Origin of the sequence: Kineococcus sp. GCM10028916 (genome assembly GCF_042674865.1) — a bacterium.
Classification (GTDB): domain Bacteria; phylum Actinomycetota; class Actinomycetes; order Actinomycetales; family Kineococcaceae; genus Kineococcus.
On the sequence record NZ_JBHTFM010000016.1, the window covers coordinates 20,317 to 42,233 of the forward strand.

A 21,917-nucleotide genomic window follows, 5' to 3' on the forward strand; every position below is an offset into this window, starting at 1 on the left:
CCCCTGCGGGGGTCCCGTCGCGTGCGACGGGACCCCCGCTTCGGGCGGTCTCAGGCGGTGAGGACCTGGAACTCCACGGACTCCGCGCGGTCGGCGACGACGCCGGTCGCGAGCCGCTCCCCCACGACGTGGAGGAGCTCGTCGAGAGCGTCCCGGCCGAGCCCGGGCCGGACCCCGAGGACCACCCGCAGCTCCGCGCCGGCACCGGGTTCGCAGCGGGTCGCGCGGATCGCGTCCAGACCCCGGGTCGCCTCGGCGACCGCCGCCCCGACCTCGGGGTCCAACGGCGCCGGAACCCACGCCGACCCCCGGGCCAGCGCCCAGAACGCGCTGCGGCGCACCACGAAGCGGACCGGACCGGCCGGGTCGAGGACGAGCACGTCGCACTCCTCCTGGACCCCCGACAACGCGGCCTGCTCGGCAGGCACCGGCACCGGACGCGCGTCGGCCCGCCAGGTCGTCAGGGACGTGAGGTCGGTGAACAGCGGCAGCCCGCGGCGGCCGTCGGGCTGGGTCAGCAACGCCAGCGCCATGTCCGCGCTCTTGTCCCCACCGTGGGCGTCGAGTTCCCCGAGCTGGGCGACGACGGGGGCGAAGACCCGGCTGCCGGACAGCGCGGCGACCACGTCGCGTTCGGCGTGCACCCGGGCCGACGGGTCCTCGCCCAGGGCGGACCAGGCCGCCAGCGCGGCGGCCAGGGCCGGGGCGCGACGGCCGTCGTCGGCGGCGAAGGCGTTGGGCAGCAACGTCCTCCCCGCCCACGGGACTCCCGCGGAGTCCGTGGCGCCGGGGTCGGGCGATGTGCTCAGGGCCGACCCGCCACGTCGAGCGCCTCGGGCAGGGTGAAGTTCCCGGCGTAGAGCGCCTTGCCGACGATGGCCCCCTCGACGCCGAGGCCGACGAGGTCGCGCAGCACCCGCAGGTCCTCGAGGCTCGAGACGCCCCCGGAGGCCACGACGGGGGCCTGGGTCCGGCCGCAGAACTCGCGCAGGAGCTCGACGTTCGGGCCGCGCAACGTCCCGTCCTTGGTGACGTCGGTCAGCACGTAGCGGGCGCAGCCGTCGGCGTCGAGGCGCTCGAGGACCTCCCACAGGTCACCACCCTCGCGGGTCCACCCGCGGGCGGCCAGCGTCGTGCCCCGGACGTCGAGACCGACGGCGATCCGGTCGCCGTGGCGGGCGATGGCGCCGCGGGTCCAGTCGGGGTTCTCCAGCGCCGCGGTGCCGAGGTTCACCCGTCGGCAGCCGGTGGCCAGCGCGGCCTCGAGGGAGGCGTCGTCGCGGATGCCCCCGGAGAGTTCGACGGCGACGTCGAGACGGCCGACGACCTCGGCGAGGAGTTCCCGGTTCGAACCGCGCCCGAAGGCGGCGTCCAGGTCGACCAGGTGGACCCACTCGGCGCCGGCCTGCTGCCACGCGAGCGCGGCGTCGAGCGGTGCGCCGTAGAAGGTCTCGCTGCCCGCCTCCCCCTGCACGAGGCGGACGGCCTGGCCGTCGGCGACGTCGACGGCGGGCAGGAGTTCCAGCCGGGCGCTGGAGGGGAGGGTGTTCTCGCTGGTCACGGGGGGCGAGTCTACGAGGCGCTCGGGGTGCGGGGAGCGCGGACGGCCGTGGCCGCGTCCACCGGGGCCCCCTTGGCCAGCCGGCCCGCCACGACGTCGCGCCGGCGCAGCGCGGCCCGCCACCCGAGCACGGTGGTGACGACGGCCCGCTCGCCGCCGGGGTGCCCCGCCACGATCTCCCAGGGTCGACGCAGGACGACCCGGGCCAGCACACCCGCGACCAGGAGCGCCACGACCACGACGACGTCCACCACGAGCAGCAGCAGCGGGATCACCAGCAGCCAGCACAGCAGGACGGCCAGCACGAGCCCCACGACGACCAGCACGATGGCCACGCCCTCGTCGAAACCGTCGAGGTCCAGGCCGCCACCGGAGTTCCCCGAACCGCCCTGGCCCCCGCCGTCCGGCACGAGGTCGCCCAGGCCGCTGACGTCCAGGTCGGGAGACCTGCGGCGCCACCGCCGGCGGGCGATGCGTCGGGACAGGAACCGCCAGCGCGGCAGGAAGCGCACCTGCACCGTCCAGACCACCCCGTCGGGGGTGGTGACGGTGCGGGTGCGCATGCGGCCAGCGCAGGTCGGGGGGACGACCTCAGGTCAGGGAGTCCACCCAGTTGCGCAGCAGCTGCGCGCCGGCGTCCCCGGACTTCTCCGGGTGGAACTGCGTGGCGGACAAGGCGCCGTTCTCGACCGCGGCGACGAACCGCGCGCCGTGCTCGGCCCAGGTGATCTGCGGCAGCGGCACCCGCCCCGCCGTGGTGTCGAGCATCTCGAAGCGCTGCACGGCGTAGGAGTGCACGAAGTAGAACCGCTCGTCCTCGACCCCCGCGAAGAGCCGGGAACCCGCCGGGGGTTCCACGGTGCTCCAGCCCATGTGCGGCACCACGTCGGCGGGGAGGCGTTCGACGGTGCCGGGCCACTGGCCCAGTCCGTCGGGGACTCCTTCACCGGGTTCGGTGGAGGTCTCGAACATGACCTGCAGACCGACGCAGATCCCCAGCACCGGGCGGCCACCGGCGAGGCGGCGGTCGACGATGGAGTCACCACCGATGGCCTGCAACCCCTGGTTCACGGCCGCGAACGCGCCGACGCCGGGGACGAGGAGGCCGTCGGCCTCCAACGCCGCCTTCCGGTCGGAGGTCAGTTCGACGTCGGCACCGACCCGTTCCAGCGCACGGACGGCGGAGCGGACGTTGCCGAACCCGTAGTCGAGGACGACGACCTTCTGCGTCACAGGGCGCCCTTCGTCGACGGGACGCCCTGGACCCGGGGATCGGGTTCGACGGCGTAGCGCAGCGCGCGGGCCAGGGCCTTGAACTGGGCCTCGACGACGTGGTGCGGGTCACGACCGGCGAGGACGCGGACGTGCAGGCAGATCTGGGCGTGGAACGCGAAGCTCTCCAGCACGTGCCGGGTCAGGGACCCCGTGAAGTGCCCGCCGATGAGGTGGTACTCCTGCCCCTCGGGTTCCCCGGTGTGCACGCAGTACGGGCGGCCGGAGACGTCGACGACGACGTGGGCGAGCGCCTCGTCGAGGGGCACCGTGGCGTCGGCGAAGCGGCGGATCCCGGCCTTGTCCCCCAGCGCCTGCCGGAACGCCTGCCCCAGCACGATGGCGGTGTCCTCGACGGTGTGGTGGACGTCGATGTGGGTGTCGCCCTTGGCCACCACGGTGAGGTCCATCAGCGAGTGCTTGCCCAGGGCGGTGAGCATGTGGTCGAAGAACGGCACCGTGGTGGCGATCTCCGTCCTGCCGCTGCCGTCGAGGTCGAGTTCGACCAGCACGCTGGACTCGCTGGTGCTGCGTTCGATGCGGGCCGTGCGGCTCACTGGGACACCACTTCCTGGAGGGCGGTTCGGAACTGCTGCATCTCGTCGGCCGTGCCGATGCTGACCCGCAGCCAGCCGGCGGGGCCGGTCTCGCGGATGAGGACCCCGCGCTCCAGCAGACCCTGCCAGACCGCGTGCCGGTCCTCGAAGCGACCGAACAGGACGAAGTTCGCGTCCGAGTCGGCGACGTCGAAACCGCTGTCGCGCAACCACTGCACGGTCTCGTCCCGGCGCTCCCGGAGCTCGTCCACCGTCGACAGCAACCGCTGCGAGTGCTTGAGCGCCGCCCGCGCGGTCGCCTGGGTGATCGCCGAGAGGTGGTAAGGCAACCGGACGATCCGCAGCGCGTCGACGAACGCGACCGAGGACGCGAGGTACCCGACGCGAGCCCCCGCCAGGGAGAACGCCTTGCTCATCGTCCGGCTCACGGCGAGGTTCCCGTGGCGGGACAACAGGTCCAGCGCGCTCGGGGTGCCGGCGCGGCGGAACTCGCCGTAGGCCTCGTCCACGACGACGACGGCACCCTGGGACGACCGGGAGCACTCCTCGAGCACGGCCTCGATCGTCGACAGCGGCAACGCCGTGCCCGTCGGGTTGTTCGGGCTGGCGAGCAGCACGACGGAGGGGCGGTGTTCCCGGACCATCGCCCGCGCGTGCTCGACGTCGACGGTGAAGGCGTCCGTGCGCTGCCCCACGACCCAGGTGGTCTGGGTGTCGCGCGCGTACTCGGGGTACATCGAGTACGTCGGCGCGAAGCTCAGCGCGCGCCGGCCCGGACCGCCGAAGGCCTGCAGGACGTGCAGCATGACCTCGTTGGAACCGTTCGCGGCCCAGACCTGCTCGGGTTCCAGCTCCGCGCCCGACTCCGTCCGCAGGAACGCGGCGAGGTCGGCGCGCAGGTCGAGGAACTCGCGGTCCGGGTAGCGGTTCAGCCCCGAGGCGGCCTGCGCGACGGCCGCCGCGATGTCGGCGACGATCTCCGGCGCGACCGGGTAGGGGTTCTCGTTGACGTTGAGCACGACCGGCACGTCCAGCTGCGGCGCACCGTAGGGGTGCTCGCCGCGGAGGTCCTCGCGCAGCGGGAGGTCGGCCAGGGTGGTCGCCCGGCTGGTGCGGTCGGTCGTGTCGGTCACGCGCGCCAGTCTCCCAGACCGGGAGGGCAGGTCGTCGCCCCCCGTCGGCGGCGCGCACCCACCGTCGACCCGCGATCTTGCCGGGAGTCCCAGCGAGATCGCGGATCGGAGGGGTCAGATCGTCATGACCTTGGCGATGGTGCCGGTGCGGGCGCCCTCGTAGGCCGCGAGCAGGACGCCGAGCACGGCGATGCCCTCGACCTCGGTGTGGATGGGGCGCCGACCCTCGCGCAGGCAGTCGGCGAAGTCGCCGATCTCGGTGACGAACGCGTCGACCTCGGCGAACTCGAAGGTCTCCTCCTCGCCCGAGCGCAGCCGGTAGGTGACGGAGTTCGAGGTACCCGTGAGCGAGCCGAGCTCACCGACGACGGAGAACTTCTCGGTGCCGGGGGCCGGGTCGTAGGCCCAGCTGGTGACCATCTGGCCGACGACGCCGTTCTCGAAGCGGACCAGCACCTGGGCGGAGTCCTCGCCCTCCATGAACTTCAGCCGGTGCGTCGAGAGGAACGCCGTCGCCTCGACCGGCTGGGCGTTGGCCAGGTGCAGCAGCAGGTACGTCGGGTGGTAGCCGGTGTCGATCAGCTCGCCGCCCCCGCTGGTCTTGGCCGAGGCGCGCCACCCCATGTTGGAGGGGTCGAAGTCGTTGTGGAAGCTGTCGGTCGTGCGCACCTCGTAGACCGTGCCGAGCAGGCCCGAGTCCAGGAGTTCCTTCGCCTTCGCGACGGAGGGGAAGAACAGCTGGTTGTGCGCGCACATCAGCGTCACCTGGTTGGCCTGGATCGCCTCGGCCACCCGCTTCGCCTCCTCGACCGTGAGGCACAGCGGCTTCTCGCACAGGACGTGCTTGCCGGCCTCGGCCGCGGCGACGATCGCGTCCGCGTGCAGGTGGTGCGGGAGGCAGATGTCGACGGCGTCGATGTCGGCGCTCGCGAGCATCTCGCGGTAGTCGGTGTAGGGCTGCGCGGACAGTTCCGCGGCGCGGGTGGTGGCGGCCTCCTCGACGACGTCGGCGACCGCGGTCACGACGATCTTCTCGGCGTGCGCGCGGTAGCCCTTCACGTGGGCGCGGGTGATCCCGCCGCCACCGATCAGGCCGACCTTGACGACGTCGCTCACAGTGCTTCTCCCTGGCTTCCGGATGCTGCTTCGTTGGACCGCACGACGAGCCGGGTGAGTTCCACGGCGCGGTGCAGGTTCTCCTGCGCCACCGTCGCGTCGCTCGCGTGGGAGACCCACTGCGAGAACGGTTCCGGGGCGTCGGCGGGAACGGTCAGTTCCTCGGTGGCACCGTCGGGACGGCGGCGCCACAGCCGACCGCCGCCGTCGTCGGTGTAGTGGACGCTGCCCTCGGTGCCGTGCACGTCGATGGTGAACGCGTCGTTGCTCACGAAGCCGGCCTCGATGACGCCGAGGGCTCCGGTGTCGTAGCCGAGGGTCACCACGGCGTGGTCCTCGACCTGGCGGCCGGTGACGTTGCCGTACACGGCGCGGACGATCTCCGGGTCATCGCCGAGGAGGAGCTGGGTGAGGTAGACCGGGTGGCAGCCGAGGTCGGTGAGCGCACCGCCGACGCTGGGGACCGGGTCGAAGAACCGGTCCGGCAACCAGCCGGGGTTCCCGCCGTGCACCGCGCCGTCGTGCGAGAGCCGCACCCGGGCGTAGGTCACCTCCCCGAGCTCGCCGGAGGCGACGACGTCACGCACGGCGAGGGTGTAGCCCTGCGAGAGCCGGGGCAGCGAGACGACGAGGGCGAGACCGGCCTCGGCGGCCTGCGCGACCAGCTGTTCGCACTCCTGCACCGTGGGGGCGAGCAGCTTCTCGGTGAACACGTGCTTGCCGGCGGCGAGCGCCTTGCCGATCACCTCGGTGTGCCGGGTGGTCTCGGTGGTGACCGTCACCGCGTGGACGTCGTCACGGGCGAGCAGCGCGTCGAGGTCGTCGGTGTACTCGATCCCGAAGTCGGCGGCGAGGGCCTGGCCGAGTTCGGGATCGTGGTCCCACGCGGCGATCAGCGTGGTGTCGGGGTGGGCCGCTGCGGAGCGGGCGTAGTCCTTGGCGTGGACGTGCCAGCAACCGAGCACGGCCACGTTCATGTGGGGCACGGGGGTGTTTCCTCCGGGGACGCTTCATCGGGTCGTGACGGGGAAACGCTAGGTCACCCGCGCCCTCACGCGGAAGGGCCCGCGCCGAGCAATCTGGGAACGTTCGCATCCCCGCGCGGACGGGACGTCAGCAGAACCCGCCGAAGAGGTCGAGGACGTGGTCCACCAGCGCGTCGTCGACGCGACCGTGCCCGAAGAGGAGCCGGTGGTAGAGCGGCGCGAAGAGGACGTCGACGGCGACCTCGACGTCGATCCCGGGACGCACCTCACCCGCGGCCTGGCCCCGACGCAACAGCGCGGCGGCGACCGCCCGGCGCGGACCCAGCCAGTGCTCGACGAGGTCGCGACGCAGTCCGGGCTCGGCTGCGACCTGGGCCGTGACGGCACGCAGCGCGGCGCCCGTCCGGCCGTCGTCGGTCAGCAGCGCGACCAGCCCGTGCATCTGGTGGGCCAGGGCGTCCCGCGCGCTCGCCGCCGCCGGGTGCTGCACCGAGTCGGCGGTCCCTTCGAGGAGCGCGTCGAGGACGATCGCGGCCGGGGAGTCCCACCACTTGTAGACCGTCACCCGGCTGACCCCCGCCCGCGCCGCGATGGCCGAGAACGTCGCGGCCGCGAGTCCCCCCTCGGCGACGAGGTCGACGGCGGCCTCGAGAGCGGCTCGTCGGGTCTCCTCGCTGCGCGGTCTGGCCACCCGGTCCTCCTTCGGCGCGGTTCGGGTGAGACACGGTTCGTGAACAAGTCGTACAGTAACGGGTATGGCCACCGTCGCACAGCACCTCGTCGCCACCCTCAAGGCCCACGGCGTCCGCCGTGTCTACGGACTCCCGGGCGACTCCCTCAACGGCCTCACCGACGCGCTGCGCCGCGACGGGACGCTGGACTGGGTCCACGTCCGCCACGAGGAGGCCGCCGCCTTCGCCGCCGCGGCCGACGCGCACACCACGGGCGAGCTCGCCGTCTGCGCGGGCAGTTGCGGTCCGGGGAACCTGCACCTCATCAACGGCCTGTTCGACGCCCAGCGCAGCCGGGTCCCCGTGCTGGCCATCGCCGCCCACATCCCGGGCGCGGAGATCGGCAGCGGGTACTTCCAGGAGACCCACCCGCAGGAACTGTTCCGCGAGTGCAGCGTCTACTCCGAACTCGTCTCCTCCGCCGAGCAGCTCCCCCGCGTCCTCGAGATCGCGATGCGGCAGGCCGTCGAGAAGCGCGGTGTGGCCGTCGTGGTCGTCCCCGGCGAGATCCTGCTGGCCCGTTCCACCCAGGAGCGCATCGCGACGATCCGCCGCACCGACCCCGTGGTGCGCCCCAGCGACGCCGAGCTCACCGAGGCCGCGACCCTGCTGAACGCCGCCGGGAAGGTGACCGTCCTGGCCGGAGCGGGCGCCGAAGGAGCCCACGCGGAACTGCTGGCCCTGGCCGACGCCCTGGGCGCCCCGATCGTGCACTCCTTCCGCGGCAAGGAGTTCGTCGAGCACGACAACCCCTACGACGTCGGCATGACCGGGTTGCTGGGCTACGCCTCGGGGTACCGGGCGATGGAGGACTGCGACACCCTGCTGATGCTGGGGACCGACTTCCCGTACCAGCAGTTCTTCCCCAAGCACGCAAAGGTCATCCAGGTCGACGTCCGCGGTGAGCAGCTCGGCAAGCGGGTCCCCCTCGACCTCGCCCTGGTCGGGACCGTCCGCGACACCGCGGCCGCCCTGCTGCCCCGGATCGTGCGCAAGACCGACCGCGGCCACCTCAACGAGGCCCGCAAGCACTACGCGGCCACCCGGGACAAGCTCGACGAGCTCGCCACGCCCGGACGCGGACCGATCCACCCGCAGTACCTCGCCCGCCTCGTCGACGAGCTCGCCACCGACGACGCCGTCTTCATCCCCGACGTCGGCTCCCCCGTCGTGTGGGCCGCCCGCTACCTCACGATGAACGGCCGGCGCCGGCTCATCGGGTCCTTCAACCACGGCACGATGGCCAACGCCCTGCCGCACGCCATCGGCGTGCAGTCCGCGTTCCCGGACCGCCAGGTCGTCGCGCTGGCCGGTGACGGCGGGCTGACCATGCTGCTCGGCGAGCTCATCACCCTGGTCCAGAACCGGCTGCCGGTGAAGGTCGTCGTCCTGAACAACTCCTCGCTGAACTTCGTCGAGCTCGAGATGAAGGCGGCCGGGTTCGTCACCTACGGCACGGGCCTGGAGAACCCGAACCTCGCCGACGTGGCCCGCGCGATCGGCCTGCACGCCCAGCGGGTCGAGAAGGCCGACGACCTCGCCGGCGCGCTGGAGGCCGCCTTCGCCCACGACGGGCCCGCGCTCGTCGACGTCGTGACCGAGCGGCAGGAGCTGTCGATGCCGCCGAGCGTCACCGCCGAACAGGCGAAGGGCTTCACGCTCTACGCCATCCGGACGGTCCTCTCCGGCCGCGGCGACGAGCTGTTCGACCTGGCGAAGGCGAACCTGCGTCAGCTGCTCTGACCGGGCCGTCGGGTCAGCCGGGGGCGTCGGGGGTGCCGGCGTCGGGGGTCTGGTCGTCGTTCTTGCCGCGGAACAGCTTCCAGAACGCACCGATCCGGCTGCCCTCACCCCCGGCGGCGGCACCCGCCGCCTCGGCGGGGTCGAGGCGGCCGAGCACGAGCTGCTGCACGACGTCGGGCCAGACCGACAGCAGCAGACCGGGTTTCGGGTCGTCGCCGCGCTGACCGCCGACCCAGGTCTGTCCCTCGATGGAGTCCTCGCCGACGGTGAGCAGCACGATCTCGGCCCCCTGGAGCACGCCGGACAACGTCTGCGCGTCGGCCTCCCCCGTGCCCGGGTCCTCGGTCACGAGGACGCACCCGAGTCCCTTCACGGGGACGACGAAGGCGTTGACCTTCGCGATCGTGCAGACCTCGGCGAGCTTCCTGGCGTTGGCCACGGGGGCCACCAGGACGGAGCGGACCGGCTTCTTCGGGCCGAAGGCCTTCTCGAACTCCGCGTCGAAGTCGAAACCGCTGTCCTCGCTCATGCGCCGAACCGAGCCGTCACCGCTTCGCCGTGGGCGGGCAGGTCCTCGGACTCCGCGAGCGCCACGACGTGGGGGGCCACCTCGCGCAACGCCGCCTCGTCGTAGTCGATGACGTGGACGGCGCGCAGGAACGTCTGCACGCTCAGGCCCCCGGCGTGCATCGCCGTGCCCCCGGTCGGCAGGACGTGGTTGGAGCCGGCGCAGTAGTCGCCCAGCGACACCGGCGAGTGCGCCCCCACGAAGACGGCCCCGGCGTTGCGGACCCGGGCCGCGACCGCGCGGGAGTCCGCGGTCTGGATCTCGAGGTGCTCGGCGGCGTAGCCGTCGACGACGGCGAGGCCGTCGTCGAGGGAGTCGACCAGGACGATCCCGGACTGCCTGCCCCGCAGCGCCTCCTCGATGCGACCGGAGTGCTTCGTCGCGGCGATCCGCTTCTCCAGCTCGACGTCGACGGCGTCCGCGAGCGCCACCGAGGGGGTGATCAGGACGGCGGCGGCCATCGGGTCGTGCTCGGCCTGGCTGACCAGGTCGGCGGCGACGTGCACGGGGTCGGCGGTGTCGTCGGCGAGGACGGCGATCTCGGTCGGGCCGGCCTCGGAGTCGATGCCGACGACGCCCTGGACGTAGCGCTTGGCGGAGGCGACGTAGATGTTGCCCGGGCCGGTGACGACGTCCACGGGCCGGACGACGACGGTCCCGTCGGCGTCACGGGCGCCGTAGGCGAACATCGCGATGGCCTGGGCCCCGCCCACGGTGTAGACCTCCTCGACGCCCAGCAGCGCGCAGGCGGCCAGGATCGTCGGGTGCGCGGAGCCGCCGAACTCCTTCTGCGCCGGGGTGGTGACGGCGATGGAGGCGACCCCGGCGGCCTGGGCCGGGACGACGTTCATGACCACGCTGGAGGGGTAGACCGCGCGGCCGCCGGGGACGTAGAGCCCGACCCGCCCGACGGGGATCCAGCGTTCGGTGACGGTGCCGCCGGGCGCGACCTGCGTGGTCGTGTCGGTGCGGCGCTGGTCGTCGTGCACGAGCCGCGCCCGCCGGATCGACTCCTCCAGCCCGGCCCGCACCTGCGGGTCGAGGGCCGCCAGCGCATCGGTCAGGGCCTGGGCCGGGACCCGGACGTCGGTGATGGCGACACCGTCGAAGCGTTCGGTGAGCTCCAGGAGGGCGGGGACGCCGCGGGTGCGCACGTCCTCGCAGATCGGGGCGACGGTCGCGATGGCGGCGGCCACGTCGACGTCGGCGCGCGGGACGATCGACCGCAGCGCCATGGCGTCGAGGGTCGTTCCGCGCAGGTCGGTGCGGGCCAGCAGGGGGGGCGTCACGGTGGGTCAGTCTAGAGCGCGTGGGCCGTAGGGTGGCCGCGTGCCGCAACGTCTTCCGCTGTTCCCGCTGGGAAGCGTCCTCTTCCCCGGACTCGTGCTGCCCCTGAACGTCTTCGAACCCCGCTACCGGCTGCTCGTGCAGGACCTGGTGGCGGGCGCCGAGGACAAGGACGCCGTCCGCGGCTTCGGGGTCGTGGCGATCAAGGCGGGGTACGAGGTCGGCGAGGGAAACGCGCAGGCCCTGCACGAGGTGGGCTGCGTCGCCCTGCTGCGCGAGGTCACCGAGACCGAGGACGGCCGCTACGAGCTGGTCACCGTCGGCGCCAGCCGGTTCAAGGTCGTCGGGATCGACGAGTCCGCAGGGACGCCGTACCTGACGGGGCTCGTCGAGCCGTTCGGGGACGACGACACCGAGGACGACGAGGACGAGGGCGGTCTGCAGCTGCTCTCGGCGGCCGTCGCCCGCCGCTTCGAGGAGTACCGCGAGGTCCTGGACATCGGCGGCGCCGAGGCGCCGGAGGACCCGCGCGTCATGTCCTACCTGGTGGCGGCCGCGATGGTCCTGTCCCTGGACCAGCGCCAGGCGCTCCTCGAGGCACCCGACACCGCGACCCGGCTGCGCACCGAACTCGCCGTGCTGAAGCAGGAGATCGCGTTGGTCGAGACCTTCGGCGCGGTCCCGGCGACAGAGCTCCCGGACCTCCCCGCGAACCCCAACTGACTCCCGCGCCGTGGCCAGGAAGAACACGGAGACCGGCACGCCCGCGCTCAGGCTGCTGACCGGGCGCGGAGTCGTGCACACCGTGCACCCCTACGACCACGAGGCGCACGACGGTTTCGGGGACGAGGCCGTCCGCGCGTTGCAGGCCGCCGGGGTGGACGTCGACGAGCACCGGGTCTTCAAGACGCTGCTCGCCGACGTCGACGGCCGGCTGGTCTGCGCCGTGGTGCCCGTCGCCGGGATGCTCGACCTCAAGGCGCTCGCGAGCGCGGCCGGCGGCAAGAAGGCCGTCATGGCCGATCCCGGCCGGGCGCAGCGCAGCAGCGGCTACGTCGTCGGCGGGATCAGCCCGCTGGGGCAGAAGACCGCCCTGGCGACGTTCGTGGACGAGAGCGCGGGGTCGTTCGAGACGGTCCTCGTGAGCGCCGGACGGCGTGGGCTGCAGGTGGAGCTGACGCCCGCGGACCTGGTGGCCGCGACGGCGGCGACGGTGGCCGCGATCAGCCGGTGAACGACGCCGACCCCCGCACGGGGTGTCGACGAGCCCGTGGACGAGCGGGACACCGGTGGGGCTCGTCGTCAGGGTGTCCTGGTCCAGTCGAGCAGGGACTGGACCAACGTGGTGAGCGCCACGACGGCGGCGACGACGAAGGGCTGCACGAGCAGCGCGACCCACGCCTGCAGGGTGACGTGCGCCGCGTTCTCGGCGTTCGTGGGGGGCAGCGAGGTGGCGAGGCCGGCGGCCAGCAGGGCACCGGCGACGGCCCCGGCCAGCGCCGTCGCGAAGAGAACGAGGGGTTTCTCCCCGGCGCGGCGGACGACGACGATCCCGGCGGCCAGGCCGACGAGGCCGGTGAGGACGGAGAACACCCCGTCCCGGGCGATCGGGTACACCGACGTCGAGGTGACGACGGGCTCTCCCACCATCCACGTCGCCGGGTGGCGGGTGACAGCCCACCACACCACGCCGACGACCAGGCCGAGCACCGCCTGCCCGAAGAGCAGCACCAGCGGGAGGCGGCCCGACCGCTGCGCAGCACCGGGGAGGGTCGTGCTCACACCAGGCACGCCGGGCCGAGGAGTTGCTTGAGGTCACCGAACAACGCCGGACTGGGCGTCACCCGCAGCGAGTCGTCGAGACGCATGAGCGTGCCGGCGCCGCCACCGCTCCGGGTGAGGCGCAACCGGACCTCGGTGGACCCCTTGTGGGTCTCGAGGACCGTCTTGAGCTGCTCCACGACGGGCGCGGTGCACTTCGCGGTGGGCAGGGTGACCGTCACGGGAACCCCGTCGGTGCTGGAGATGTCGGGCACGGTGAGGCCGGAGGCGTAGATCGTGGGGACCTCGTCCCGACGGTTCAACCGGCCCTTCACGACGACGACGAGGTCCTCGGCGAGCAACTGCGCGACGTCCATGTAGGACTGGGGGAAGAACAGGCACTCGATGGCCCCGGCGAGGTCCTCGACGGTGACGATCGCCCAGTAGTTGCCCTGCTTCGTCGTCTTGCGCTGCAGGCCGGTGATCATCCCCGCGATGGTGATCTGCGACCCGTCGGGACGGGACTCGTCCTCCAGCAGGGACGAGATGGACATGTCGGAGGCGTTGGCCAGCAACCGTTCCAGCCCGAACAGGGGGTGGTCGGAGACGTAGAGGCCGAGCATCTGCCGTTCGTGGGCGAGGAGCTCGGCCTTCTCCCACTCGGGGATGTCGGGGATCTCGACCTGGAACCCGGTGGCCCCGTCGTCGTCCCCGCCGAGCCCGGCGAAGAGGTCGAACTGGCCGATGGCCTCGTTGCGCTTGACTCCGACGACGGCGTCCACCGCGTCCTCGTGCGTGGCGACCAGCGCGCGACGGACGTGGCCGAGGGAGTCGAAGGACCCGGCCTTGATGAGGGACTCGATGGTCCGCTTGTTGCAGACCACCGCGGGGACCTTGGTGAGGAAGTCGGTGAACGACTCGAAGCGGCCCTTCGCCTGGCGGGCCTCGACGATCCCGTCGACGACGTTGGCGCCGACGTTGCGGATCGCGGTGAGCCCGAAGCGGATGTCGGTGCCGACCGCGGTGAAGTTCGCGCTCGACTCGTTGACGTCCGGCGGGAGCACCTGGATGCCCATGCGACGGCACTCGTTGAGGTACAGCGCCGACTTGTCCTTGTCGTCGCGCACCGAGGTGAGGACGGCGGCCATGTACTCCGCCGGGTAGTTGGCCTTGAGGTAGCCCGTCCAGTAGGAGACCAGGCCGTAGGCCGCCGAGTGCGCCTTGTTGAAGGCGTAGTCGGAGAACGGGACCAGGATGTCCCAGAGCGCCTTGACGCACTCCTTGGAGAACCCGTTGTCCAGCATCCCCTTCTCGAAGCCGACGTACTCGGCGTCGAGGACCTCGCGCTTCTTCTTGCCCATCGCGCGGCGCAGCAGGTCGGCGCTGCCGAGGGAGTACCCGGCGACCTTCTGCGCGATCGACATGACCTGCTCCTGGTACACGATCAGGCCGTAGGTCGTACCGAGGATCTCCTTGAGGGGTTCCTCGAGCTCGGGGTGGATCGGGGTGATCGGCTCCTGGCCGTTCTTGCGCCGGGCGTAGGCGGTGTGCGAACCCGCCCCCATCGGTCCCGGGCGGTACAGCGCACCGACGGCGGAGATGTCCTCGAAGTTGTCGGGACGCATGAGGCGCAGCAGCGAGCGCATCGGGCCGCCGTCGAACTGGAAGACCCCGAGGGTGTCGCCGCGGCCGAGCAGTTCGAACGTCGCCGGGTCGTCGAGCTCGAGGGCGTCGAGGTCGACGGGGTCCTTGCCGTTGGCGATGACGTTCTTCAACGCGTCGTCGAGGATCGTGAGGTTGCGCAGGCCGAGGAAGTCCATCTTGACCAGCCCGAGCGTCTCGCACGTCGGGTAGTCGAACTGGGTGATGATCGCGCCGTCGGCTTCGCGCTTCATGATCGGGATCAGGTCGATCAGGGGGTCCGAGGACATGATGACGCCGGCCGCGTGCACGCCCCACTGGCGCTTCAGGCCCTCGAGGCCACGCGCGGTGTCGACGACCTTCACGACCTCGGGGTCGGACTTGTAGAGCTCGCGGAACTCCCCCGCCTCGGAGTACCGCTTGTGGTTCGGGTCGAAGATCCCGGCCAGCGGGATGTCCTTGCCCATCACGGCCGGCGGCATCGTCTTGGTGATCCGGTCGCCCATGGAGAAGGGGAACCCGAGGACGCGCGAGGAGTCCTTGACGGCCTGCTTGGCCTTGATCGTGCCGTAGGTGACGATCTGCGCGACGCGGTCGGTGCCGTACTTCTCGACCACGTACTGGATGACCTCACCGCGGCGACGTTCGTCGAAGTCGACGTCGAAGTCGGGCATGGACATGCGCTCGGGGTTGAGGAAGCGCTCGAAGAACAGACCGTGGCGCAACGGGTCCAGGTCGGTGATCCCCATGGCGTAGGCAGCCATCGACCCTGCGCCCGAGCCACGGCCCGGCCCGACCCGGATGCCGTTCTCCTTGGACCAGTTGATGAAGTCGGCGACGACGAGGAAGTACCCGGGGTACCCCTTGGAGACGATGACCTCGATCTCGTACTCCGCCTGCGCGCGGACGTCGTCGGGGATGCCGCCCGGGTAGCGGTGCGCCAGCCCGGTCCAGACCTCCTTGATGAACCAGCTCTCCTCGTTCTCCCCCTCGGGGCAGGGGAAGCGCGGCATGTAGGCGCCGGTCGACTCGGTGAAGGAGACGTCGCAGCGCTCGGCGATGAGGAGGGTGTTGTCGCAGGCCTCGGGGTGGTCGCGCCACACGTGGCGCATCTCGGCGGGGCTCTTGAGGTAGAACTCGTCGGCGTCGAACTTGAAGCGCTTCGGGTCGGCCAGCGTCGAGCCGGACTGCACGCAGAGCAGCGCCTCGTGCGCCTTGAAGTCCTCGGCCTTGGTGTAGTGCAGGTCGTTGGTGGCCAGCAGCGGGAGGTCGAGGTCCTTCGCGAGCTTCAGCAGGTCGTCCTGGACGCGGCGCTCGATGTCGAGGCCGTGGTCCATCAGCTCGCAGAAGAAGTTGTCCTTGCCGAAGATGTCGCGGTACTCCGCGGCGGCCTTGCGGGCCTCGTCGTACTGGCCGAGCCGCAACCGGGTCTGGACCTCCCCGGAGGGGCAGCCCGTCGTGGCGATGAGCCCTGAGGAGTACTTCGAGAGCAGCTCGCGGTCCATGCGGGGCTTGTAGAGGAAGCCCTCGAGGCTGGCCAGGCTGCTCATCTTGAAGAGGTTGTGCATGCCGGCGGTGTTCTCGGCCAGCATCGTCATGTGGGTGTAGGACCCGGCACCGGAGACGTCGTCGCCGGAGCGGCCGTTGGGGTCGCCCCACTTCACGCGGGTCTTGTCCTGGCGGGCGGTGCCCGGCGTGAGGTAGGCCTCGACCCCGATGATCGCCTTGACCCCGTGCTTCTTGGCGGTCTTCCAGAAGTCGTAGGCGCCGAAGACGAAGCCGTGGTCGGTCGTCGCGACCGCCGGCATCCCCATCTCCGCGGCGGTGCGGAACAGGTCGTCCACCTTGGCCGCACCGTCCAGCATCGAGTACTCGGTGTGGACGTGCAGGTGGGCGAACGAGTCGCCGCTGGACGAACCGGATGCCATGGGGGTGCGCCTCCAGGTGGGTCGGCCGGCCGGGTGGGCGCCTGGCCGTGCCTGTCGATGGTAAGTGCCGGCCCGGACACGGACCCGACCCGACACACGTCCGCGCCTCAGTCGGCGAGGCGCTCCAGGGCGGTGGCCAGGTCGAGCGGGTAGCTGCTCGTGAACTCGACGGGCCGGCCCGTCCCCGGGTGCTCGAAACCGAGCCGGACGGCGTGCAGCCACTGGCGCTGCAGACCGAGGCGGGCCGCGAGCGTGGGGTCGGCGCCGTAGCTCATGTCCCCGACGCAGGGGTGGCGCAGCGCGGAGAAGTGGACGCGGATCTGGTGGGTCCGCCCCGTCTCCAGGTGCACCTCGCAGAGCGCGGCGGAGCGGAAGGCCTCCATCACCTCGTAGTGGGTGACGGACGGTTTGCCCTCGGCCATGACCGCGAACTTGTAGGTCCCCCCGGGGTGGCGGCCGATGGGGGCGTCGATGGTGCCCCGCAACGGATCGGGGTGGCCCTGGACGAGCGCGTGGTAGACCTTCTCGACCGTCCGCTCCTTGAAGGCGCGCTTCAGGGCGGAGTAGGCGTGCTCGCTCTTGGCGACCACCATCAGACCCGACGTGCCGACGTCGAGGCGGTGCACGACCCCTTGGCGTTCCGCCGATCCCGACGTGGCGATGGTGTACCCCGCGCCCATCAGCCCGCCGACGACGGTCGGGCCGGTCCAGCCGGGGCTGGGGTGGGCCGCCACCCCGACGGGCTTGTCGACGACGACGAGGTCGTCGTCGTCGTGCACGATGGTCAGCCCGTCGATCACCTCGGCCACGGCGGTCGGGGCGCCGACCGGGTCGGGCACCTCGACCTCGAGCCAGGACCCGGCGGTGAGGCGGTCGGACTTGCCGACGGCGCGGCCGTCGAGCAGGACCCCACCGGTGGCCGCGATCTCGGCGGCCCGGGTGCGGGAGAACCCGAGGAGCCGGGACAGGCCCGCGTCGACGCGCTCCCCCTCGAGACCGTCGGGGACCGGGAGACTGCGCTGCTCAGGCATCGTTGGCCGCTTTCTCGGGGCGCGTCTCGCGGGTGCCGTCGAGGCCCACCCCGCGGATCGCGAGGATGGCGATGAGGACGGCCGCGACGCAGATGCTCGAGTCCGCGACGTTGAAGATCGGCCAGTGCGGCAGCTGCAGGAAGTCCACGACGTGGCCGCGGGCGAACCCGGGTTCGCGCAGCAGCCGGTCGGTGAGGTTGCCGGTGGCGCCGGCGAGCAGGAAGCCGAAGGCCAGGGCCCAGGCGGTGCTGCGCAGCTTGCGGGACAACCGCACGACCACGACGACGACGGCCGCGGCGAGGACGGTGAAGATCCAGGTGCTGCCGGTGGCGAAGCTGAACGCGGCACCGGGGTTGCGAATCAGGTGGAACTGCAGCGCCGTACCGACGAAGGGCTGGACCACACCGGGTTCGAGGTTCGCGACGACGAGGACCTTGGTGACCTGGTCGAGGGCGAAGACGACCACCCAGACGAGGAAGGTCCACAGCGTGCGGCGTGGGTGCCGGGCGTCGGTCCCCGGGGGGGACGGCTCCGGGGACTGAGAGGCATCGGTCATGGCGGCCCCAGTCTCCCACGCCCCGCTCCCCCTCCCGGTCCGTGATCTCGCCGGTCGCCCGGCAGGCTCACGGACCGGGGAGGCTCAGCGGCGTTCGGCGCGGGACTTGCAGGTCATGCACTGGGTGACGCGCGGGAAGGCCTGCAGGCGCGCCTTGCCCACAGGGCCGCTGCAGGACTCGCACACGCCGAAGACCCCCGACCCCATGCGTACCAGTGCGCGCTGGGTCTGCTCGAGCAGTTCGCGGGCGTTGTTGGCGATCGTCATCTCGTGTTCGCGACCGGCCGTGGTGGCACCGTGGTCGACCTGGTCGTCGCCGGCCCCCTCGCCACCGGAACGGACCAGCGCGGAGAAGGACGAGTTGGCGTCGTGGAGCTGGTGGGAGAGGCGGTCGACCTCGCTCTGGAGTTCCGCGCGGACCTCGTCGAGCTCGGCCGGGGTCCAGGCCTCCTCGGACTCCTTGACCGGCAGCTCACGCACCGCAGCGGCGCGGACGGCCCGTCCGGTGATCCCCGCGGCCGCTCCCGCGGTCGCGGTTCCTGCAGACACCCCGTGCATGGTGGTCCCCCCTCGTCGAGCGGCGGCCGTTGCCGCGTGCGGGAGACACTAGGGACTATCACCCTCTGTAAGCAACCGGAAACGGAAAGTCGCCGAAATTCGACTGTTCGGCTGGCCTGGGCAGTGATCACGGAGTGTCACGACACCGGAACGACGCCGGAACGACGACAGCCGCCGACCCCCGGGTCACGGGGAGCGGCGGCTGTCGGGCAGGTGCGGCTGGGGTCAGCGGATGACCGCGTCGTCGGGAACGACGCGCGCGATGCGACGCAGGTCCTCGAGCTGGGTCGCGATGAACTGCTCGAGCTGCTCGCGGTAGGTCGTCTCCCGGCCGTGCAGCTCGTGGATGACGCCCTCGAGGGCGTGCTTGCGGCCCTCGAGCTCACCCAACGTGCGGTCGCGGCGGGCTTCCGCGTCGGACACGACCTGCTGGGCCTGCTCCTGGGCGGAGGCGACGAGCGCGTCGCGCTGCGACTCGCCCTCACGGACGTACTCGTCGTGCAGACGCTGCGCGAGCGCGATGACCCCGGCGGCACGCGCGGTGGCGTCCTCACCCGGGGCGCCAGGCCGGACGGCGGCCGCAGGGGTCTCCTGGACGGCCTGGACGGGCTCGGGCTCCGGGAGCGGTTCGGGCTCCGGGGCCGCAACGGGCTCCGGCTCCTTCTCGAACACGACCTCGGACGCCGGCGCGGGAACCTCCGCGGCCTGGGCACCCGCCCGCGTCAGCTCGGAGACCCGGGCCTGGCACTGGTTGAGCTGACCGCGCAGCTCGGCGTTCTCGCCGTTGAGCCGGCGCAGCTCGGCGACGACCTCGTCGAGGAAGTCGTCGACCTCGTCTTGGGCGTAGCCCTCACGCACCCGCGTGGGGTTGAAACGCTTCTCGACGACGTCTTCGGGAGTGAGCGGCATCTCCACACCTCTGCTGATGGACCGCCCCGGACGGACGGCTGACCTCGGTCAACGGTAGCCCACGTGATCGCCGGGACCCTGCGGGTGGTGCGGCAGGGCCCGCGTGCGGCCTCCCCCCTCACCTGCGCAGGAGGTCAGGACAACGCGGCGGTCCTCGCCAGCCCCTCGAAGGTGGGCATCAGGATCGAGCACAGGATGGCCAGCACCAGGAAGGCCAGGTCCAGCTGCACGGCACCGAGACGCAGCGGCGGCAGGATCCGCCGCAGCAGCTTCAACGGAGGGTCGGTCACCGTGTACACGGCCTCCGCGCCCACCAGCACCGGACCCCGCGGACGCCACTCTCGCGAGAGCGCCTGGACCCAGTCGAGGACCAACCTGCCGATGAGGCAGATGAAGAAGATCAGGACGATGAACTCGGCGAGCTTGAAGACCACGGCCACGGATTCATCCTGCCTGATGGCGCTGTGTGGTCACGACCAGTTCAGGACTGGTTGAAGAAGGTTCGCTCGGTCGGGCGTTCCTCCTCCTGGGAGGCGACCTCGACGTTGGCCGGCGAGAGCAGGAAGACCTTGTTGGTCACACGCTCTATCGCGCCGTGGAGGCCGAAGACCAGACCGGCCGAGAAGTCGACCAGACGCTTGGCGTCGGAGTCGTCCATGTCGGTGAGGTTCATGATCACGGGGACGCCCTCGCGGAACGACTCGCCGATGGTCTTGGCCTCGTTGTAGGTCCGCGGGTGGATCGTGGTGATCCGGTGCAGCTCGGCGACGGACGAGGACGACGTCTGGGGAACCACGTGGGCCACCTGCTTCCTGATCGGGGTCACCTGGGCCGTGGTCGTCGAAGGGCTGGGCCGACGTTCGACGGACAGGTCCGGTCGCGGCTCGTGCCGGACCTCGGGTCGGGCTTCCTGCCGCGACTCGTGCCGGGACTCGGTGCGCACCTCACGGGCGGGCTCGGCCCGGGGACGCGACGGTTCCACCTCGCCGTCCTCGGCGTAGCGGTCGTCCTCCGCGAGGCCGAGGTAGACCATTGCATTGCGCAGCGCGCCGGCCATCGCAGGCTCCTCGGGATGTGCTCGATCTCGTCCTGTGTCGTGCGTCCGGCCAAGGGACCGGACATGAGGGACGCTACCGCGCAGGAGGGCGCGATCCCAGGACGGCACTGCCGACACGCAGGTGTGTCGCGCCGGCGGCCACGGCCTGCTCGAGGTCACCGCTCATCCCCGCCGAGAGCTCGACCGCCCCGGGGTGGTGCCCGCGCAGGCGCTGCGCGGTCCGGGCCAGCACCTCGAAGGCGGCACCCGGGTCCACCCCCAGCGGCGCCACGGCCATCAACCCGCGCAGGCGGAGGGCGTCGTGCCCGGCCACCGCGTCGGCGACGCGGAACACGTCCTCACCCGCGGCGCCCCCGCGGCCGGTGTCCCCGGTGAGCCCGAGAGCGGTCGCGAGGTCCACCTGCACGAAGCAACCGAGCTCACGGTCCTCCTGCGCCGCAGCGTGTCCGAGCGCGTCAGCGAGCTTGGTGCGGTCCACCGAGTGCACGGAGTCGGCGTAGCGGGCGACCGAACGCGCCTTGTTGCTCTGCAGCTGACCGACGAAGTGCCAGTGCAGGTCGGGGAACTCCGGCGCCAGGTCACCGGCCTTCGCCGACGCCTCCTGGTCGCGGTTCTCCCCCACGTCGCGCACCCCGAGGTGGGCCAGCGCGCGGACGTCCGCGGCCGGGAAGAACTTCGTGACGACGACGAGGGTGAGTCCTGCGGGACCGCGGCCGGCGGAGCGCGCCGCGGCCGCGATCCGGTCCCGGACCGCGTCGAGGTTCGAGGAGAGTTCCTGGTCGCGGTTCACCGGAGCACCACGACGCCCCCACTGCGGCCGGTCCGGCCGTCGCGCCGGTAGGAGAACAGGTCGTCGTGCTCGTAGGTGCAGCGCCCGACCGACGTCGCCACGACCCCGAGGTCGTGCAGTTGCGCGAGCACGCCGGCGGCCACGTCGACGGCGGGGGTCCCCCACCGGGTCCGCGCGCGGGCGGCCGGGACCCGCTCCGCGACGTCGTCGGCCATCTGCTGCGGGACCTCGTAGCAGCCGCCGCAGATGGAGGGGCCGAGGACCGCGGTGATGTCGGTGGCTCCGCGGGCGCGCAGAGCGGCGACGACGGCGGGGACGACCCCGGCGAGCAGACCCGGGCGGCCGGCGTGCGCGACGCCCACGAGTCCCGCCGCGGGGTCGGCCAGCAGGACGGGGACGCAGTCGGCGACGACGACGGTCAGGGCGAGACCGCGGACGGAGGTCACGAGGGCGTCGGCACGGGGGGTCCCCGTCGACGGGGCGATCGTCACCTCGACGACGTCGGCCCCGTGGACCTGCTCACCCACGACGAGACGGGTGGCACCCACGGCGCGGCGCACCGCGTCCCGGTGCGCGGCGACCACGTCGGGATCGTCACCGACGTGGTCCCCGAGGTTCAGACCGTCGTAGGGCGCACGGCCGGAGCCGCCCGCACGGGTGGTGAACCCACCGTGAACGCCGACCGGGAGGCCGGCGTCCACGAGGGGGACGTGCTGTTCAACCACGGGGACG

The 21,917-nt window shown here is 72.0% G+C and carries 24 protein-coding genes; 3 read left to right on the forward strand and 21 right to left on the reverse strand.

Annotated features, from left to right (window positions below):
• Nucleotides 1-50 precede the first annotated feature (50 nt).
• From ACFQ46_RS13935 to ACFQ46_RS13975, 9 genes are all read right to left on the reverse strand, one after another.
• Nucleotides 51-746, reverse strand: coding sequence for an SseB family protein (locus ACFQ46_RS13935; RefSeq protein WP_380260019.1), 696 nt, complete (start codon nucleotides 744-746; stop codon nucleotides 51-53).
• Nucleotides 747-805: 59 nt separating this feature from the next.
• Nucleotides 806-1,561, reverse strand: a complete 756-nt coding sequence (gene priA / locus ACFQ46_RS13940) for a bifunctional 1-(5-phosphoribosyl)-5-((5-phosphoribosylamino)methylideneamino)imidazole-4-carboxamide isomerase/phosphoribosylanthranilate isomerase PriA (RefSeq protein ID WP_380260020.1) — start codon at nucleotides 1,559-1,561, stop codon at nucleotides 806-808.
• Between the two features lie 11 nt (nucleotides 1,562-1,572).
• Nucleotides 1,573-2,124, reverse strand: coding sequence for a hypothetical protein (locus tag ACFQ46_RS13945; protein ID WP_380260021.1), 552 nt, complete (start codon nucleotides 2,122-2,124; stop codon nucleotides 1,573-1,575).
• Between the two features lie 28 nt (nucleotides 2,125-2,152).
• The gene (hisH, locus tag ACFQ46_RS13950) at nucleotides 2,153-2,794 is read right to left on the reverse strand and encodes an imidazole glycerol phosphate synthase subunit HisH (protein ID WP_380260022.1); all 642 of its coding nucleotides are present in this window, start codon (nucleotides 2,792-2,794) and stop codon (nucleotides 2,153-2,155) included.
• Entirely contained in the window at nucleotides 2,791-3,390 is a 600-nt protein-coding gene (gene hisB / locus ACFQ46_RS13955; protein ID WP_328295717.1) for an imidazoleglycerol-phosphate dehydratase HisB, read from the reverse strand. Before hisB ends, hisH begins: the two co-directional genes overlap by 4 nt.
• A complete protein-coding gene (locus tag ACFQ46_RS13960) occupies nucleotides 3,387-4,523 on the reverse strand; it encodes a histidinol-phosphate transaminase (RefSeq protein WP_380260023.1) in 1,137 nt (378 codons plus the stop codon). Before ACFQ46_RS13960 ends, hisB begins: the two co-directional genes overlap by 4 nt.
• Nucleotides 4,524-4,637: 114 nt before the next feature.
• Nucleotides 4,638-5,639: a Gfo/Idh/MocA family protein gene (locus ACFQ46_RS13965; RefSeq protein ID WP_380260024.1), complete on the reverse strand. Its 1,002-nt coding sequence runs from the start codon at nucleotides 5,637-5,639 to the stop codon at nucleotides 4,638-4,640.
• On the reverse strand, nucleotides 5,636-6,616 hold the full coding sequence (locus ACFQ46_RS13970; protein ID WP_380260429.1) for a Gfo/Idh/MocA family protein: 981 nt from the start codon (nucleotides 6,614-6,616) through the stop codon (nucleotides 5,636-5,638). The genes ACFQ46_RS13965 and ACFQ46_RS13970 overlap by 4 nt, the downstream gene beginning before the upstream one ends.
• A 136-nt stretch (nucleotides 6,617-6,752) precedes the next feature.
• On the reverse strand, nucleotides 6,753-7,316 hold the full coding sequence (locus ACFQ46_RS13975; RefSeq protein WP_380260025.1) for a TetR/AcrR family transcriptional regulator: 564 nt from the start codon (nucleotides 7,314-7,316) through the stop codon (nucleotides 6,753-6,755).
• Nucleotides 7,317-7,380: 64 nt separating this feature from the next.
• Here ACFQ46_RS13975 and poxB point away from each other — a divergent pair, with 64 nt between their 5' ends.
• Nucleotides 7,381-9,099: a ubiquinone-dependent pyruvate dehydrogenase gene (poxB, locus tag ACFQ46_RS13980; protein WP_380260026.1), complete on the forward strand. Its 1,719-nt coding sequence runs from the start codon at nucleotides 7,381-7,383 to the stop codon at nucleotides 9,097-9,099.
• Between the two features lie 13 nt (nucleotides 9,100-9,112).
• Here the strand turns inward: poxB and ACFQ46_RS13985 are convergent, their stop codons facing one another.
• Nucleotides 9,113-9,628 (reverse strand): hypothetical protein, encoded by a 516-nt coding sequence (locus ACFQ46_RS13985; protein WP_380260027.1) that lies wholly within the window; start codon nucleotides 9,626-9,628, stop codon nucleotides 9,113-9,115.
• Complete coding sequence (gene hisD, locus ACFQ46_RS13990; RefSeq protein ID WP_380260430.1) at nucleotides 9,625-10,944, reverse strand: histidinol dehydrogenase; 1,320 nt, start codon at nucleotides 10,942-10,944, stop codon at nucleotides 9,625-9,627. Before hisD ends, ACFQ46_RS13985 begins: the two co-directional genes overlap by 4 nt.
• A 52-nt stretch (nucleotides 10,945-10,996) precedes the next feature.
• On the opposite strand from hisD, the gene ACFQ46_RS13995 reads away from it, so the two are divergent.
• Both ACFQ46_RS13995 and ybaK read left to right on the forward strand, forming a co-directional pair.
• Complete coding sequence (locus ACFQ46_RS13995; protein WP_380260028.1) at nucleotides 10,997-11,677, forward strand: LON peptidase substrate-binding domain-containing protein; 681 nt, start codon at nucleotides 10,997-10,999, stop codon at nucleotides 11,675-11,677.
• Nucleotides 11,678-11,687: 10 nt separating this feature from the next.
• Nucleotides 11,688-12,188 (forward strand): Cys-tRNA(Pro) deacylase, encoded by a 501-nt coding sequence (gene ybaK, locus ACFQ46_RS14000; protein WP_380260029.1) that lies wholly within the window; start codon nucleotides 11,688-11,690, stop codon nucleotides 12,186-12,188.
• Nucleotides 12,189-12,256: 68 nt separating this feature from the next.
• On the opposite strand, the gene ACFQ46_RS14005 is transcribed toward ybaK, so the two are convergent.
• From ACFQ46_RS14005 to pgeF, 10 genes are all read right to left on the reverse strand, one after another.
• Nucleotides 12,257-12,736, reverse strand: a complete 480-nt coding sequence (locus ACFQ46_RS14005; protein WP_380260030.1) for a hypothetical protein — start codon at nucleotides 12,734-12,736, stop codon at nucleotides 12,257-12,259.
• A complete protein-coding gene (gene dnaE / locus ACFQ46_RS14010; protein ID WP_380260031.1) occupies nucleotides 12,733-16,284 on the reverse strand; it encodes a DNA polymerase III subunit alpha in 3,552 nt (1,183 codons plus the stop codon). Before dnaE ends, ACFQ46_RS14005 begins: the two co-directional genes overlap by 4 nt.
• 107 nt (nucleotides 16,285-16,391) lie before the next feature.
• A complete protein-coding gene (locus ACFQ46_RS14015; RefSeq protein WP_328295705.1) occupies nucleotides 16,392-17,315 on the reverse strand; it encodes an RluA family pseudouridine synthase in 924 nt (307 codons plus the stop codon).
• Nucleotides 17,308-17,871 (reverse strand): signal peptidase II, encoded by a 564-nt coding sequence (gene lspA, locus ACFQ46_RS14020; RefSeq protein WP_380260032.1) that lies wholly within the window; start codon nucleotides 17,869-17,871, stop codon nucleotides 17,308-17,310. The genes ACFQ46_RS14015 and lspA overlap by 8 nt, the downstream gene beginning before the upstream one ends.
• 84 nt (nucleotides 17,872-17,955) lie before the next feature.
• Nucleotides 17,956-18,429 carry a TraR/DksA family transcriptional regulator gene (locus tag ACFQ46_RS14025; protein ID WP_380260033.1) on the reverse strand — a complete coding sequence of 158 codons (474 nt, stop codon included), beginning with the start codon at nucleotides 18,427-18,429 and terminating at the stop codon, nucleotides 17,956-17,958.
• 225 nt (nucleotides 18,430-18,654) lie between these two features.
• The gene (locus ACFQ46_RS14030; protein ID WP_380260034.1) at nucleotides 18,655-19,338 is read right to left on the reverse strand and encodes a DivIVA domain-containing protein; all 684 of its coding nucleotides are present in this window, start codon (nucleotides 19,336-19,338) and stop codon (nucleotides 18,655-18,657) included.
• A 134-nt stretch (nucleotides 19,339-19,472) separates the two neighbouring features.
• Nucleotides 19,473-19,778 carry a YggT family protein gene (locus ACFQ46_RS14035; protein ID WP_328295701.1) on the reverse strand — a complete coding sequence of 102 codons (306 nt, stop codon included), beginning with the start codon at nucleotides 19,776-19,778 and terminating at the stop codon, nucleotides 19,473-19,475.
• Between the two features lie 41 nt (nucleotides 19,779-19,819).
• Nucleotides 19,820-20,395, reverse strand: coding sequence for a cell division protein SepF (locus ACFQ46_RS14040; RefSeq protein ID WP_380260035.1), 576 nt, complete (start codon nucleotides 20,393-20,395; stop codon nucleotides 19,820-19,822).
• Between the two features lie 73 nt (nucleotides 20,396-20,468).
• Nucleotides 20,469-21,185, reverse strand: coding sequence for a YggS family pyridoxal phosphate-dependent enzyme (locus ACFQ46_RS14045; RefSeq protein ID WP_380260036.1), 717 nt, complete (start codon nucleotides 21,183-21,185; stop codon nucleotides 20,469-20,471).
• On the reverse strand, nucleotides 21,182-21,910 hold the full coding sequence (pgeF, locus tag ACFQ46_RS14050) for a peptidoglycan editing factor PgeF (protein WP_380260037.1): 729 nt from the start codon (nucleotides 21,908-21,910) through the stop codon (nucleotides 21,182-21,184). Before pgeF ends, ACFQ46_RS14045 begins: the two co-directional genes overlap by 4 nt.
• Between the last annotated feature and the right edge of the window lie 7 nt (nucleotides 21,911-21,917).